Raw genomic sequence first — 15202 nt, 5'->3', positions numbered from 1 at the left:
CCCGATGCGCTCGAATTTCAGCCTCGGCAGGCTCGAACTGGTCTCCGGTTCGAGCCTGCCCTCGGCACAGCTCAGCTATGAGACCCACGGCGAGCTGAACCCCGAAAGGAGCAACTGCATCCTGCTCCCCTCCTATTACACGGGTACGTCGTCGAGCTACGAACCGTGGATCGGACCCGGCCGGATCTTCGATCCGGCACGGTGGTTCATCGTCGCGGTCGACCTCTTCGGCAACGGCGTTTCGACGTCTCCGTCCCGGGCCAGCACGGAGATCGCCGGAGCGCGCTTCCCCGATGTCGACATCGTCGACAACGTGATCGCCCAGCACCGGCTTCTCACCCACCTCGGAGTCACCCGGATCCGCTTGATCGCGGGCTGGTCGATGGGTGCGCTCCAGGCGTACGAGTGGGCGGTGCGCTATCCGGAGTTCGTCGATGCGATCCTTCCGATCGCCGGAGCCGCACGATGCTCACCGCACAACATGGTGTTCCTCGAAGGCGTGAAGGCAGCGCTTCTCGCCGACCCGGCATTCCGGAACGGCTGCTACAGCGATCCTCCCGTTCAGGGCCTCCGAGCATTCGGGACCGTGTACGCCGGGTGGGCCTACTCCCAGGAGTTCTTCCGACGGGGCACGTACCGGGAGCTCGGATACTCATCGGTGGACGCGGTCCTCCGAGGGTGGGCGGCCGACCATGAACGCGAGGACGCGAACGATCTCCTGGCCTGCCTCGGCACCTGGCAACGGGCTGACATCGGTAAGCACCACTCGAGCGGGTTCGAGGGCGCATTGCGGCAGATCGCCGCGCGGGCCATCGTGATGCCGGGCAGTTCCGACCTCTACTTCCCGCAGGCCGACAGCGAGCGGGAAGTGAGCCACCTCCCGCGAGGCGAGTTCCGTCCGCTGGTCTCCGAACTCGGTCACGTCGCCGGTCGCCCCGGCATCCGAGCCGCTGAAACAGCGCAGATCCGCGCGGCCGTTCAGGACCTGCTGTAGGACGGCCGCAGCCCACGGGGTTCGTCGATCCCCCATCGGCGCATAACTCCGCATGCATGGATGTGCTTACCTAGAGGAATGACCGACGTCCGACCGAACGACGGCAGTATCGCCCGGGCGGCCGAACTGTTCAAGATCCTCTCGTCGCCGTCGCGCTTGACCATCCTCACCCTGCTTGCCAAGAGTCCGTCTACGGTGAGCCACCTCGTAGCGATGACGGGCCAGTCTCAACCCCTGGTCTCCCAGCACCTCCGCACACTCCGCGTGGCGAAGGTGGTCACCGTCGACCGTGTTGGTCGTGAAGCCACCTACTCGATCGCCGATACCCACGTGACGCACGTCGTGGAGGACGCCATCAGCCACGTGCTGGAAGACACGCCCTAGGCGATCCGCTGGTTGTTCGGTCGCTCTGTCGACGCCGTTGACGCACTCCACACCGTCGACGCACTCCAGCGGCCGATGACCAATTGCGAACCATTCCTGATTGCATAAACGAATTGCTATCTGTTTATGAGTGTGTTTGGCTGGGAGCATCCCCCTCCCGCCGACACCCCGAAGGAGCACCATGTCCCTCACCGAGATTCACGCCGAGCACGCGGTCACCGACCATCAGCACGGCGACGACTGCGGCCACGAAGCCATCACCCACGACGACCACACCGATTACCTGCACGGCACTCACCGCCACGCCCTGCACGGCGACCACTACGACGAGCACGAATCGGAGGCGGAGCACACCACCGACGCGCACATCCACGGTGCCGACTGCGGCCACGAGGCCGTGAGCCACGATGACCATGTGGACTACGTGCACGACGGGCACAAGCACGCCGAGCACGACGGCCACTACGACGAGCACTGACCTCGCGTCGACATGAGCTGAGGCTCGGCCGAGGAACTCGAGTTCCGGCCGAGCCTCAGTCCGTGCAGTAGGCGAGATAGCCTTTCGGCCCGCCGAGCACGCCCACCCAGGGGCCGATCCGGAATGAAGATGCTTGGTGACGACGCCCGGAGCGCGCCGAGTCCCGACTGCTCGACATTCAGACTGGCGGGCGTCGGCATACCGCATCCGTCCGGCTACTGTGTACAGAGCCGCCGTCGCTATGACGGCAGATCAAGGCCCTCGTCTAAGGAGAAACGCATGTCGGTCGGCTTGCTTGCGATAGTCGATGACATCCTCACCGCCGCCCTCAAAGCGAGCGCGAAGACCGCGGGCGTCGTCATCGACGATGCGGCCGTCACGCCGCAGTACGTCCAGGGCCTCACACCGGCGCGAGAACTGCCCGTCGTATGGCGCATCGCGCTGGGCAGCCTCTTCAACAAGTTCGTCATCATCATCCCGATCGCGCTACTGCTCTCCGAATTCGCACCATGGGTGCTGCCGTTCCTCCTCATCATCGGTGGCACCTACCTGTGTTTCGAGGGTGCCGAGAAGGTCACGGAATGGTTCGGCGTCCACCACAGCAGCGACGCGACGGAGGCGCGGGACGAGCGCAAGCTCGTCTTCGGAGCGATCCGCACCGATCTCATCCTCAGTACCGAGATCATGCTCATCGCGCTTGACAGCCTCGATCCCGATTTCGGTTTCGGGATGACACTCGGAGCGCTGGCGAGCATCGGCCTCGGCATGACGGTGCTCGTGTACGGCGCCGTCGCGCTGCTGGTGAAGATCGATGATGTCGGGTTGCGACTGATGAAGAGCCCGTCGAAGCAGGTGCGCCGTACCGGTGCACGCATCGTCGCGTCGATGCCTGCCGTGTTCCGCTTCATCAGCATCGTCGGCACGGTCGCCATGCTGTGGGTCGGCGGGCACCTGGTCATCGCGAACATGGGAGAGACGTTCTGGAGCGCGCCCTACGACCTGCTGCATACCGTGACGCACGCCATCGAAGCTGCTGGCCCGGTTGTCGTCTGGGTGGCGGACACGGTGATGTCCGCCATTTTCGGGCTTGTTCTCGGCCTGATCATCGTCGCCATCACGCTCGGGCTGTCACGCCGAACCCGACGCAATCAGGCCGACACCGTCGCCCACTGATCCCGGAGGGCGTCCTCTTTCGGCGGACTCGACTCCGTCGTGAGTCAGACAGTGCGGCGCCAGTCGGCGACCTCGGGGTGAGCGGAGAAACCGGCCGCTTGGTACGTGGCGACCGCGCCTCGATTGGAGCTCTCGGCGCACACCGTGGCGCTCGATGACCCCATCTCCCGAAGCGCCGCTGCGGCTGCGCGCGTCATGATCGTGCCGTACCCGCGACCGCGGTGCTCCTCGTGCACCCCCATCGGTTCGATGAGGCCGGGACGCCCGACGCCCGCCGACCACACCGCCGCAACAGCGACCGCATGGCCGTCATCGTCGTGGACCGACAGGATGCGCGCCGAAGCGAGGAAGGGACTTTCCGTCGCGGCCCGCCATCCGGCCACGAACGCACGCTGCCGATCGTCCGGCATCGGAGTCCCGCGAAAGGCCGACCAGTGCACAGACACCCACTCGTCGGTGCGATCCGGATCGACGGTATCGACCCGGAGGCGCGAAGGCTCGACGGGCGCTGCCAGATCGCGGTGGAGCGGAATCCATGGCTCGTCGGGCACCCACCCTGCCTTCGCGAGTTGCTCGCAAAGGGCCTGCGCGCCGCGCGCCTCGATGGTCGCGTTTCCTGCATCGATCACACCGGCCGCCGGATCACCGAGATCCGCGACGATGCACCGGGCGAGAGCCGCGTCGCGCTGAGACACCGGGTCCATGGCGAAACGCATCAGGTCGGGACCGTCGCGGAGCGCAATCGCCAGGATCGAGTCGCCGTCCGCCCACACCCGTATCGCCGCGGCGGTGGCGGCGGGTCCCCGAAGCGAGTACCAGCCCAGATCTCCCGGATGCAGCTGCAGTGGGCCCCCGTCGTACTGCCACCGCTGCAGCACGAGGCGAAGGTGCTCGAGCTCGACAACGGCGGGGGTTCCCACAGCGACACTCAAGAGCTCGCACCCTCGTCCCCTGGGGTCCCGGATCGTTCGAGGCCCTTGCGGAGCTCGTGCACCGCCGCGCGTCGAGATCGCGTCTCGAAGGGTGCGTAGATCGCCATTGCCGCGAATATCGCCACTCCGAACCAGGGCAGGAGCCCGAGTTCTGGCGCTGCGCGGGTGAGCGCGAAGACCGTGTTGAGAATGGCGGCAGCGATGAGGATGGCGGTGTACCACCGCGCGCGGTGGATGCTGACCTCCTGCAGGTCCAGGAGCGCCGACCATTCCTGGGGGTCCGCGTCATCGGGCAGTCGACGCTTGCGGAGCGCGGTCTGCAGCGACCGGGCCTTCGTGTAGCCGCCGGCGTCCTCCCACCAGCGCGAGATGAACCACGTCATACCGGCGCCGAACAGGGATCCGGAGATCGCGCCCATGAGTACGCGACCCCCCCAGGGCGTCGGCGACCCGCTGAGCACGGGCTGGAGGAGCCCCATGAAGGTTCCGAAGAAGATGGCCGACACGATGAATACTGTCCACCGCGGGTGGCGTTCGACCTTCTCCGGCCTCGTTCCTGTCATCCCCGAAAAGATACGGCATCTCATCGCTGGGCCAGGTTCGAGATGGAGTACGGCGCGCCCAGCGGTACTGACCACGCAGGGGTGCCGGAATGCGCTGCCCGCTTGGATCGACGGCGCGCGCTCCGCGCGCGATCAGGGAAGTCGCTCCATCAGGTGCACGGTGACCGGGTCGCCCAGTTCTTTGCCGAGCTTCTTCCGTAGCTTCGCGCTGACGGAGAGCATGTGCCCGCCGGACCCGGTCGGCATCAACCCGGCCGTGACCGGTTCACCGTCGATGCTGGCGACGACCTTCACGGCCTTCCCCGTGCCGAACAGCTCGACCGAACCGGGGATCTCGACGCACGACCAGAGGTCGCCCTTCACGGTGATGCCTATCGGCGCGGTGAACGTGAGGTCGACGGGGCCGGGGCTTGTACTCACGAGGTGCTCCTCCTGCTCGGTCGCCGCGTGTCCTTGGATCGGAGCCTATCGAGGACAGGAAAAGCGCTCCATGTCCGGCGGATGAATCCCACCCGCACGCTGCATATCGCCGCGAAACAGAAGCCTGCGAGCACCACAGCGGCTGTGCTTTCGTTACGGTATGGCTTCTCGGAAATGGTCGGCGGTCTGGACAGCGGTGCACGAGGAACGGCGAGCGCTGAGCGCAGACCTCTCGAAGGTTCCTGCGCAACGGTGGGCGGAGGCGTCGCTCTGCCCGGGATGGGACGTTCACGACGTCGTGGCACACCTGATCGATACGGCCAAGACGACCCGGCTCGGTTTCGCTCGCCGCCTGGTGGCGGCTCGGTTCGATTTCGACCGTGACAACGCGGTCGGCGTCGCTCGCGAACGGCGCGCAAGCCCCGCGGAGACCTTGGCGGAGTTCGACCGGGTCGTGACGATGACGAGAACGCCGCCGGCTGCGCCCGCGACGCGTCTCGTCGAGGCCGTCGTGCATGGCGAAGACGTGCGTCGACCACTGGGGGTGCGGCGCGAGTACCCACTGAATCGTGTGCTTCCGGCGCTGAAGTATCAGATCCGCACGTCCGGCTCGATAGGCGGCGGCGAGGAGCGCGCGGCAGGCTTCCGACTGCTCGCCGTCGACGCTGATTTCTCGTCGGGTGCAGGCCCCGAGGTTCACGGCACCGCGCTGGCGCTGCTGCTCGCGATCTCCGGGCGTCCCCTCGAGCCGGGCGAGCTGTACGGACCGGCGGCACCGGACTTCGCACATCAGCTCTCCGTGCGGGGCTGATCGCGCGGCCGGGGAGTGCGGCGGCGATGGGGGCCGCTCAGCGCACGACGACGCGGGTGAAGAGAGCGAGCCGGTCACCCGTGTTGACGTAGGAGTAGTGCTGCGACGTTGGGAACGCGAAGTGCTCGCCCGTCTGCATCTCGGAAACGCCGCTCTCGTGTTCGATGCGCAGCGACCCCTCGGAGACGAGAATCAGCTCGGACCACCCGACCGGGTCGGGTTCGGCGTCGTAGCGGTCACCGGGTTCGAGCGCCCACGCCCAGAGCTGCGCGTCCGTGCTCGCGGGAACGGACGCCAGCAGCGTCGCCATGCTGCCGGGGCCGGCTCCCCTCCACACGATCTCGCTGATGTCGGAACGCGGTGCGGCGGGCGCGGCCACGAGATCGATGAACGTGACGCCCAATGCATCGGCGAGGTGGTCGAGTCCGGTCAGGCTGATATTCGCCTCGCCCGCTTCGAGCTTCACGACCGTGCGGCGACTGATGCCCGATCTGTCCGCCAGCGCAGCCTGGCTGAGGTCCGCCGCCAACCGGAATCGGCGCACGTTCTCGCTGACATGCGCCAACACCCGCGAGCTCACCCCGGTTTGCATGTGCATCATTCTGCACCATACAGTGTGCACTATGTTGCACACTTGGTCGCGATGGCGTCTGTTGTCCCGGCAGGAGACGGCGCTCGTTCTGATCACCGCCGTGTGGGGGGCGACCTTCCTGATCGTCCACATCGCGGTGCAGTACAGCGGACCGTGGTTCTTCGTCGGCACCAGGTTCCTCGCCGCCGGTATCATCAGCGCCCTCCTCTTCGCGCGCCTCCTTCGGTGCATCACCGGAAAGGAGGTCGCGGCCGGAGCGGCGATCGGTTCGATGATCTTCCTCGGCTACGGGCTGCAGACCGTGGGGCTGCAGACGATCAACAGCAGCACGTCCGCGTTCATCACCGCCCTCTACGTTCCGATCGTCCCGGTCCTGCAGTGGATCGTGTTCAGGAAACCGCCTCGGTTCCTGACCTGGATCGGCGTCGCGCTCGCCTTCGCCGGCCTCATCCTGCTGGCCGACCCGGGAAGCGTCGGCTTCACCTTCGGCACGGGCGAGATCGCGACGGTCATCAGCACTCTCCCGATCGCTGCCGAGATCATCCTCATCGGCTGGTTCGCCGGCAAGGTGAACCTCGGCCGGGTCACCGTGGTGCAGCTGCTCGTCGCAGGGTTTCTCGGGTTCCTGACCATGCCCGTCGTCGGAGAGCAACTGCCGACGTTCTCCTGGGTGTGGGCGGGAGCGGCGCTCAGTCTCGGCGCCGCCAGCTGCCTCATTCAGCTCACGATGAACTGGGCCCAGCGGTCGGTGTCGCCGACACGGGCCACGATCATCTACGCCGCCGAACCCGTGTGGGCGGCGATCATCGGAAGGGCGGCGGGCGACCGCCTCCCACCCGTCGCGATCATCGGCGCCGTGTTCATCGTTGCCGGAGCCCTCGTCAGCGAACTCCGCCCTCGGAAGGGAACCGAAAACCCGAGCGCCTCCGCCGGGAGCATTGATGAGACCGCGCTCGCCTCCGTGCAACTCGAGCGAACGGACTGACCCACGATCGGTCCGTCACAATCTCCGGCGGCCGGGGGTGCTCCCGGCAACCACGCCGGCATGAGCTGCAGCACGTCGGGAACCGGCCAAGAGCCGGTCGTCATCACGCCGGGCAGGCCTTCGCTGCCGCATGGCGTCGCTGTCCAGCAGTCTCCGCGTCACGACTTCGCGCACGTGTGCCGCGGTTCGACGAGCCAACAAGCCCCTTCATGCACCAGCCGGGGTGTCGCGGGATGCGGCGTGGCCGTCGACGTCGCCCCGTCGATACGATCATCCCGGTGGCGTCCATGGTCACGCTTCCCGCCGTCGCGTCCGACTTTTTCGCTCGGAAATTCGTCGTTCCCGGGACGACCGCCAGCGCTCTCAAGGGATAGGGACACATGAGAATCACCACGCTTCGCACCGTCACGGTCGATTTCTACCGGACCAACCTGATCTTCCTCGTCGTCGAGACGGACGAGGGGATCACCGGTGTCGCGGAAGCGACGCTGGAGGGTCAGGAGTTCGCCGTGCACGGGGCGGTCCGGCTCCTCGAGCAGGCGGTAGTCGGCAAGGACCCGACCCGGATCTCGCAGCTCATCTACGAGACGGCCCGGAACGGGTACTGGCGCGGCGGTCCCGTCACGGGCACGGCGTTCAGCGCGCTCGAGATGGCCCTGTGGGACATCTCAGCGCGCGCCCTCGGCGTTCCCGTGCACCGTATGCTCGGCGGCGCGATCCGGGATCGCGTCCGCGCGTACGCGAACGGTTGGTTCTCGGGAGCGTCGAAGCCCGAGCACTTCGCGGAAGCCGCGGTCGCCACCGTCGCGTCAGGGTTCCGCGGCTTGAAGTGGGACCCTTTCGAGGCCACGGACCTCCACCTCACCGACCGCGATATCGACCGCATGCTGGAGCCCGTCGCTGCGGTGCGGGACGCGGTCGGCAGCGACGTCGAACTGTTCATCGAGGGCCACGGCCGGTTCGACGTGCCCACAGCGATCCGGGTGGCCCGGAGGCTCGAACAGTTCAACCCGATCTTCTTCGAGGAACCGTGCCCGCCGGAAGGAGTCGACGCGATGATCGAGATCCGCCGCCACTCTCCTGTGGCGATCGCCGCGGGAGAGCGGTGGTACGGCCGTCAAGGATTCGTCTCAGCCCTCGAGCGCGGCGCCGTCGACTTCGTCCAGCCCGACGTGACGCACGCGGGAGGCTTCCTCGAGTTGTCCTTCATCTCCACTCTCGCGGCTCACCACTACGTGCCCTTCGCTCCGCATAACCCCAGTGGCCCCCTGAGCACCGCGGCGACGCTGCAACTCGGCGCGACGCTACCGAACTTCCGCTACCTGGAGATCATGGCCATCGACGTCCCCTGGCGATCCGACATCTCCAATGAGCGCCTGCAGCTGACCGCTGACGGCGACGTGATGATCCCGGAGGGGGTCGGGCTCGGCATCGAGCTCGACTTCGACGCGATCGCCGAGCACCCGTACGCCCCGCACCCCATGCGCATCTTCCAGGACGCGATCGCGGATATCCGTCCCCCGGACGCACGGTCCTACTTCACTCGTCCACCACAGGACGACGCGACGGTCGGTGAAACGGCTGCAGTACCCGAGTGACTCCGTGGAGGGGACCAACGCCCACGAGAGTGATGGGCTGCTCGAGGGCGGCGAGCTCAGCGCTGACATTCGCGCGGTTCGAGCTGCCGGGTGTCCGGTCCGCTCGTCAACGGGGCTGACGGGATGCGCTTCCATCCCGGCGTCACCGCGAGGATTTCCCGATCGCCCTCCGCCATGGCGGCGGAGGGCGATCGGCAGGTCAGGTCGTCCGCGCAGAGGTGGTGAAGGACACTCCGGCGAGTTCCTGGGAGACCCGCCAGACGCGCTCGGCCTCGTCGGCGCTGCGCAGCGGGCGGTAGAGCGGCTGCTCCCCCGGGCCGCCGCCGAGGTGGCCCGGTCCGGTGGGGCCGTAGAGCCGGCCGCCGTGGGAGTGCGGTGACGTTGCGGCGTACAGGGCGGGCAGCTGGGCACTGTCGACGGTGCCCACCAGGATCCCCGCGCGAGAAAGCCTGCGGATCACCGCGATCTGCGGAGTGTTGCGCTCGCGCTGCAGTTCCGGACGCGCGGCGAGCAGGCTCGTCGGGGCGACGCCCGGGTGGGAGAGGTTGCTGGTGATGCCCCACCCCTCGGCCCGGCTGCGCCGTTCGAGCTCGAGACCGAAGAGACCGAACGCGATCTTCGACTGGCTGTATGCGCGCATGCCGTGATAGCTGGTCTCCCAGTTCAGGTCCGCCCAGTTGATCGCACCGCTTCTGGCCGCGACGCTGATCTGCGAGGTGACGCGTGCGTTCCCGGCACGCAGCAGGGGTAGCAGGTGTGCGACCAGCGCGACGTGTCCGAGGTGATTGGTGCCGAGCTGCAACTCGATGCCGTCGGCGGTCGTCTGCCGTTCGGGCGGAGTCATGACTCCGGCGTTGTTCACCAGCAGGTGCAGCGGATTCTCCTCGCCGATGAGCTGCCGCCCGAGGGCGGCGACGGACGCGAGCGAGGACAGGTCGAGATCGCGGAGGGAGACCCGGGCCGACGGATGCTCGGCGCGGATGCGATCGAGGGCGGCTTCTCCCTTCCTGCGGTTGCGGACGGGCAGGATCACGTCGGCTCCGGCGGCGGCGAGCTGGCGGGCGATGCCGTAACCGATGCCGTCGCTGGCGCCGGTGACGAGGGCGCGGCGACCGGTCAGGTCGGGAAGGGTGAGGTGCGGTGTGCGAGTCATGGTCGTTTCTCCTGGGGTGGGGTGGTGCGTGGTCAGCGGATGGGGGGAAAGGCGGGGTCGTTACGGAGGAGAGTGGTGGCAGAGGAGCCGGATGCGCCCGCGATCCGACGGGCCAGCACCACGGTCACGGCGAAGTGGAGCGCGAAGACCGTGGTGGACGTCACCTGCACCACCGCCAGGGCTCCGGGTTGATCGGCGGTGTAGAAGACGATCCGTATGGCGAGGTTCACCACCGCCAACCCCATGCCCACGAGCGTGCTGGCGGTATACAGGCGGCGCAGGGGGCGGTGCGTGCGCCAGCCGCGGGGTGCGCCGGAGAGCGGATTGACGATCAGGCCCATCAGGGGGCGCCGTGCGACGAGCGAGACGGTGTAGGCGACGACGAACAGGACTGGCAGCACCATGCTGGGCAGGAAGAAGGCACGGGCCTCCCCGGCCAGCGCCGCGACCGTCGCGCAGATCGCGGCGACCACGAGTCCGGCTACCGCTGCCGCCGGGGACTCGCGCCGCGCAAGGCGCAGCACGCAGGCGGCCACCGCGGCGAGCGCCAGTGCGATGATCGCCGGGGCGAGTCCGGCGGCGAGGTCCGTCACGACGAAGGCGATGGTCGGCGCTGCGGCGGACGCGAGTCCGATCGGTCCACCGATGCGCTCCAGGGTCCGCTCCATCGTCGCACGGGCTACGGAGGTCTCTCTCGGGTCGGGAAGGCCGAGCGCTCGACGGGCCCTCGTGCTGGGACTCCGCGTTTCGGCCGCGGCAGCGGGTCCGCCGGGGTGGATGGATTACTGGTTCACTTGTTCCTCCAGGGTCACGGGCTGTGAACCGAGCGTCTACGACCCGACGGGCGGTAGCCACGGCCTGACGATCCGCCCCTCCGAGCACACCCTCCCGGACGTCATCTCCGGCATGGGGGGATCAGGAGGTCGTGGCTGACCAGGGGACGGGGAGGTAGAAAGGGGTCACCAAGAGGAGGGAGCACCCGTGGCGATTGACAGGACGGGAATGGCGCAGTTCCTGCGCCAACGCCGGGAGGCCCTGCAGCCGCGCGACGTCGGCTTGCCGCACGGTCAACGTCGACGTACGTCGGGCCTGCGACGGGAGGAGGTCGCCGCGCTGTCCAACATGTCGACGGACTACTACGCGAGGCTCGAGCGGGAGCGCGGACCTCAGCCCTCGGAGCAGATGGTCGCCTCCATCGCGCAGGGTCTGCACCTCAGCGTCGACGAACGCGATCATCTCTTCCGCCTGGCGGGCCACCACCCGCCTGCTCGTGGAGCGGCCAGTGATCACGTCAGCCCCGGCCTGCTCCGCATCCTGGACCGCCTCGTCGACACTCCCGCGGAGATCGTGACCGAGTTGGGAGAGACGCTCCGTCAGACTCCCCTGAGCGTGGCCCTCACCGGGGATGCCTCCCGCTACACCGGCCCGGACCGGAGCCTCGGATACCGGTGGTTCACGGACCCCGGCACGCGGAGCGGGTACGTGCCCGAGGACCACGAGTTCCTCTCCCGCCTCTATGCGTCGCACCTGCGCGAGGTCGTCACCCGCCGCGGCCCCGGCTCTCGCGCGGCTCACCTCGCCGAACTCGCCCTGGCGAGAAGCGAGGAACTGCGACACTTGTGGGATACCCACGAGGTGGGGGTCCGCCCGCACGACGGGAAACGCCTCATGCACCCGATCGTGGGCCGGCTGGAGTTGCACTGCCAAACGCTGCTGGATCCCCAGCAGTCGCACCTACTCCTCGTCTATACCGCAGTTCCCGGCAGCGAGGACTACGACAAGTTGGAGTTGCTCTCCGTCGTAGGGTCTCCCCAGTGACGTGCCGTCGAGACACCCGGGCTGCACCTGGACGTGCCGTAGCGGCGCACGCCCGAGGCCGGGTCCCGCGCTAGCGAGCTCCTCGAGCCCGCTGACCCGCGAGCATGTCCGAGCGATCCAGGCCGAACGTCCGGCGGGCCGCGAAGCCGCCGATGGTGGATCCCGCCGCGAGCCCGATACCGGTCGCCAGCGCGATCACCATCGCGGGAAGCGCCTCGGTCACTCCGTACTCGGAGTCCATGAACGCGTACAGCGACCGGTAGACGGCGAGTCCGGGGATGAGGCTGATGAGGCCCGCCATCGTCATGGCACTCTCGGGCACCTTGAGCCAGCGGTAGGTGAGGTATCCGATGACACCGGCGACGACCCCGGCGATCCCCGGGGCGAGTCCAGGCTGGGAGGCGAGGGGAAGCACGAACCAGTACACGGTGAACACGAGACTGGCCACGGTGGCCATGAGTGCGACGTACCGCAGTCGCACGTAGGAGGTGAGGGCGAAGCCGACTCCGATGAGCGCGGATCCCACCACGCCGGGCACCAGGCGGATGTCGTCGCCCAGCGAGGTCCCGACGGCCACGGGCAGCCCCATCCGCAGTGCCGCACCGAGAACGATCGAGATCCCCACGGCGAGACCCAGGGTGAGCATGAGCACTTCCATACCGCGTGCTGTCGCCGTGACGTAATACCCGTCGATGGCGTCACGGGCCGAAGCGGTCAGGCCGACGCCGGACAGCAGCGTGATGATCCCGGCGATCACGATGACGGTCGGGCTGTTCGATCCCGGCAGCTCGATGCCCACCGAACGCAACCAGAAGATGAACACGGCGATGCTCGTCGTCGCCATAGCCGCCGCCATCTGGGCGAAGAAGGCCGGTACCAGCAGTTTTCCGAGCTGGCGCGTGATGATGTCGGAGAGAATCGCCGATGCCGCGGCAACGAGCACCAGCACGAAGCTCACGTCGAACATCACCACGACCCCTGCCGCAAGAACGGCCTTGCCTGCGGCGACGACCCAGCGACGGTACGGATGCGGACTGGTCAGGATCGAGGTCAACCTCTCGCGTGCCTCCTCGACACTGACCGTGTCACCGGGCCCCGTGATGTCGTCGATGAGGAGGTACACGTCCTGCAGACGCGAGTAGTCCGTCGTGCGCACCTTCACGATCCGCATCACGGAGATGGGGTCTTCGTTCATCCCGCGATGGATCGAAACGGTGATCGAGGTGAAGGTGATGTCCACGTGCATCGCGCTGATGCCGTAGGCATTGCTGACCCGCAGAACGGTGGCCACGACGTCGGCAGCGGAAGCGCCGGTGGCCAGCATCGCCTCCCCCGCACGCAGGCACAGGTCGATCACCAATCGGGCGTGCCGTTGCGGCATCTGATCGTCGCCGGCGACGACGGAGATGACCTGGGTGGGGGCATCCAATCCGCGAATGGCGCCACCGGCGAGCTTCGAGATCGATCGGCTCACACGGTTCCGGAGAACGTCCCGTCGTTCGTTGGTGCTGTCAGTCACCGACTCAGAGTACGGGCTGTTCGCACCGTGCACCTTCGGGGCGTGAGACCGGACGGAGCGCGGAGCGATTCGCGCTCGCCGGCGTCATTTCCGCCGCCACAGACGATGACCCGATGGGGCGAAGACGCCGCGTTCGGTCGGCTCCTCGACCTCGAGACCGTAGTAGTCGCCGATGCGTTCCATCAGCGCGGCACGCTCGGCCTTGTCGTACGCTCGCAGCTCGCGGTTGAAGGCCACCACCGTCGACCAGCAGATGGCGATCATGACGACCGAGAACGGGAGGGCGATGACGATTGCCGCCGTCTTCAGCCCCTCCAGCCCGCCGGAGAGCAGAAGGGCGATGGCGAGCAGCGACGTGACGCAGGTGAAGAACACCCGCACCACCCTTTTCGGCTCGAGTTGTCCGCCGACGGCGATCATGCTCATGACGAGAGCACCCGAGTCGGCCGAGGTGACGAAGAACACGGCGATGAGCACGAGGGCGCCGACGATGAGCACGGTGCCGCCGGGGAGTTGCTGGAGCGCGGCGAAGAGTGCGCCCTCGATGTCGACGGCCCCGCCGGCACCGACGAGGCCGCCGTCGCCTTCGAGTTCGGAGTAGAGGGCGGTGCCGCCGAGCACACTGAACCAGAGGAAGGTGATCAACGTCGGCACGAGGATGACTCCGGTGACGAACTGTCGCACGGTGCGCCCGCGCGAGATGCGGGCGATGAAGATGCCCACGAACGGCGACCAGGAGATCCACCACGCCCAGTAGAACGTCGTCCAGGCACCCTGCCAGGCCTCGCCCTCAGCACCCGTGAACGCGTTGACCGTGAAGCTGAGTCCGATGAAGTTCTGCAGGTAGAGGCCGATGGACTGCACGAAGTCGCGCAGCAGGAACTGGCTCGGGCCGACGATGAGGATGAAGAGCACGAACAGCCCGGCGAGCGCGAGGTTGGCGTTCGAGAGGAGCTTCATGCCCTTCGTCACCCCGGAGAGGACGGAGATGAGGGCGAGGCCGCTGATGACCACGATGATGGCGATGTTGAGCAGCTGGGAGGACTCGACGAGCCCGATGCTCTCCAGACCGGCGCTGATCTGCAGTACGCCGAGCCCGAGCGAGGTCGCGACACCGAACAGGGTGCCGACGAGCGCGGTCACGTCGACGGCGTGACCCCAGCCGCCGCGCACGCGCCTCCCGAGTACCGGCTCGAGAGCCCAACGGATCGACACCGGTCGGCCCCGGCGGTGGATCGCGTAGGCGAGGGCGAGCCCGATCACCACGTAGATCGACCATGCGTGCACACCCCAGTGGAGGTAGGTCTGGGAGAGAGCCTGCTGCGCGAGCTGGATGTCGGTCCCGGTGACGCCGGGACGCGGCTGAGCGAAGTGGCTGAGCGGTTCGCTCACACCGTAGAACACGAGCCCGATGCCCATGCCCGCGGCGAAGAGGAGCGAGAACCACGACCTCAGGGAGAACTCCGGTTCGTCGTCGTCCTTGCCGAGCTTGACGTTGCCGTAGCGACTGAATCCCATCCAGAGGCAGAACGCGACGAAGAACGCGGAGAGCAGCACGTAGTACCAGTTGAAGTTGCTGACGATGCTCGCCTGCACGCCGTCGAAGGCCGCCTCGGTCGCATCCGGCCACAGCATCGCGAACGCGACGAAGACCACCACGATGCCGGCGGCGGGCCAGAACACCCATCGCTGAACAGCGGGCGTCGTACTCTCTCCGGAACTCATTTACCCAGCGTAGAACGGGGGCGCGCATCCGCCCCACACCGGGGGCGGATGCGCACG

General features: G+C 67.5%; 16 protein-coding genes. 8 read left to right on the top strand and 8 right to left on the bottom strand.

Annotation, left to right across the window (positions count from 1 at the left end):
• The first annotated feature begins 4 nt into the window (after positions 1-4).
• The 4 genes from EY822_RS06170 to EY822_RS06155 all read left to right on the top strand — a co-directional run bounded on the left by EY822_RS06170 (position 5) and on the right by EY822_RS06155 (position 3029).
• A complete protein-coding gene (locus EY822_RS06170; protein WP_150307465.1) occupies positions 5-994 on the top strand; it encodes an alpha/beta fold hydrolase in 990 nt (329 codons plus the stop codon).
• Positions 995-1072: 78 nt separating this feature from the next.
• On the top strand, positions 1073-1378 hold the full coding sequence (locus tag EY822_RS06165) for an ArsR/SmtB family transcription factor (RefSeq protein WP_150307464.1): 306 nt from the start codon (positions 1073-1075) through the stop codon (positions 1376-1378).
• A 181-nt stretch (positions 1379-1559) separates the two neighbouring features.
• Positions 1560-1856 (top strand): hypothetical protein, encoded by a 297-nt coding sequence (locus EY822_RS06160; protein ID WP_150307463.1) that lies wholly within the window; start codon positions 1560-1562, stop codon positions 1854-1856.
• A 279-nt stretch (positions 1857-2135) separates the two neighbouring features.
• Positions 2136-3029 carry a DUF808 domain-containing protein gene (locus EY822_RS06155; RefSeq protein WP_150307462.1) on the top strand — a complete coding sequence of 298 codons (894 nt, stop codon included), beginning with the start codon at positions 2136-2138 and terminating at the stop codon, positions 3027-3029.
• A gap of 44 nt (positions 3030-3073) precedes the next feature.
• On the opposite strand, the gene EY822_RS06150 is transcribed toward EY822_RS06155, so the two are convergent.
• The 3 genes from EY822_RS06150 to EY822_RS06140 all read right to left on the bottom strand — a co-directional run bounded on the left by EY822_RS06150 (position 3074) and on the right by EY822_RS06140 (position 4944).
• Positions 3074-3949, bottom strand: a complete 876-nt coding sequence (locus tag EY822_RS06150) for a GNAT family N-acetyltransferase (protein WP_227497066.1) — start codon at positions 3947-3949, stop codon at positions 3074-3076.
• An 8-nt stretch (positions 3950-3957) separates the two neighbouring features.
• Complete coding sequence (locus EY822_RS06145; protein WP_150307460.1) at positions 3958-4524, bottom strand: hypothetical protein; 567 nt, start codon at positions 4522-4524, stop codon at positions 3958-3960.
• A 132-nt stretch (positions 4525-4656) separates the two neighbouring features.
• Positions 4657-4944, bottom strand: coding sequence for a DUF1905 domain-containing protein (locus tag EY822_RS06140; protein ID WP_150307459.1), 288 nt, complete (start codon positions 4942-4944; stop codon positions 4657-4659).
• A 160-nt stretch (positions 4945-5104) separates the two neighbouring features.
• Here EY822_RS06140 and EY822_RS06135 point away from each other — a divergent pair, with 160 nt between their 5' ends.
• Positions 5105-5755 (top strand): maleylpyruvate isomerase family mycothiol-dependent enzyme, encoded by a 651-nt coding sequence (locus tag EY822_RS06135; RefSeq protein ID WP_150307458.1) that lies wholly within the window; start codon positions 5105-5107, stop codon positions 5753-5755.
• A gap of 37 nt (positions 5756-5792) precedes the next feature.
• On the opposite strand, the gene EY822_RS06130 is transcribed toward EY822_RS06135, so the two are convergent.
• Complete coding sequence (locus tag EY822_RS06130; RefSeq protein WP_227497065.1) at positions 5793-6356, bottom strand: XRE family transcriptional regulator; 564 nt, start codon at positions 6354-6356, stop codon at positions 5793-5795.
• Positions 6357-6378: 22 nt separating this feature from the next.
• On the opposite strand from EY822_RS06130, the gene EY822_RS06125 reads away from it, so the two are divergent.
• On the top strand, positions 6379-7332 hold the full coding sequence (locus EY822_RS06125; RefSeq protein WP_150307457.1) for a DMT family transporter: 954 nt from the start codon (positions 6379-6381) through the stop codon (positions 7330-7332).
• A 380-nt stretch (positions 7333-7712) separates the two neighbouring features.
• Complete coding sequence (locus tag EY822_RS06120; RefSeq protein WP_150307456.1) at positions 7713-8930, top strand: mandelate racemase/muconate lactonizing enzyme family protein; 1218 nt, start codon at positions 7713-7715, stop codon at positions 8928-8930.
• A 199-nt stretch (positions 8931-9129) separates the two neighbouring features.
• Here EY822_RS06120 and EY822_RS06115 read toward each other — a convergent pair whose 3' ends face one another.
• Both EY822_RS06115 and EY822_RS06110 read right to left on the bottom strand, forming a co-directional pair.
• Complete coding sequence (locus EY822_RS06115; protein ID WP_150307455.1) at positions 9130-10083, bottom strand: SDR family oxidoreductase; 954 nt, start codon at positions 10081-10083, stop codon at positions 9130-9132.
• 32 nt (positions 10084-10115) lie between these two features.
• Positions 10116-10751 (bottom strand): DUF3159 domain-containing protein, encoded by a 636-nt coding sequence (locus EY822_RS06110; RefSeq protein ID WP_150307454.1) that lies wholly within the window; start codon positions 10749-10751, stop codon positions 10116-10118.
• A gap of 334 nt (positions 10752-11085) precedes the next feature.
• Here EY822_RS06110 and EY822_RS06105 point away from each other — a divergent pair, with 334 nt between their 5' ends.
• Positions 11086-11901 carry a helix-turn-helix transcriptional regulator gene (locus tag EY822_RS06105; RefSeq protein WP_227497309.1) on the top strand — a complete coding sequence of 272 codons (816 nt, stop codon included), beginning with the start codon at positions 11086-11088 and terminating at the stop codon, positions 11899-11901.
• 70 nt (positions 11902-11971) lie between these two features.
• Here EY822_RS06105 and EY822_RS06100 read toward each other — a convergent pair whose 3' ends face one another.
• Together EY822_RS06100 and EY822_RS06095 are read right to left on the bottom strand one after the other, a co-directional pair.
• Positions 11972-13420, bottom strand: a complete 1449-nt coding sequence (locus EY822_RS06100; protein ID WP_227497064.1) for a threonine/serine exporter family protein — start codon at positions 13418-13420, stop codon at positions 11972-11974.
• 84 nt (positions 13421-13504) lie between these two features.
• Positions 13505-15145 carry a BCCT family transporter gene (locus tag EY822_RS06095; protein ID WP_150307452.1) on the bottom strand — a complete coding sequence of 547 codons (1641 nt, stop codon included), beginning with the start codon at positions 15143-15145 and terminating at the stop codon, positions 13505-13507.
• Positions 15146-15202 lie beyond the last annotated feature (57 nt).

The sequence above is a fragment of the Planctomonas psychrotolerans genome, from assembly GCF_008642235.1.
In the GTDB taxonomy this organism is placed as follows: Bacteria; Actinomycetota; Actinomycetes; order Actinomycetales; family Microbacteriaceae; genus Planctomonas; species Planctomonas psychrotolerans.
The sequence above is the reverse complement of the archived record's forward strand: the minus strand, read 5'-3'. Positions and strand labels throughout refer to the sequence as shown.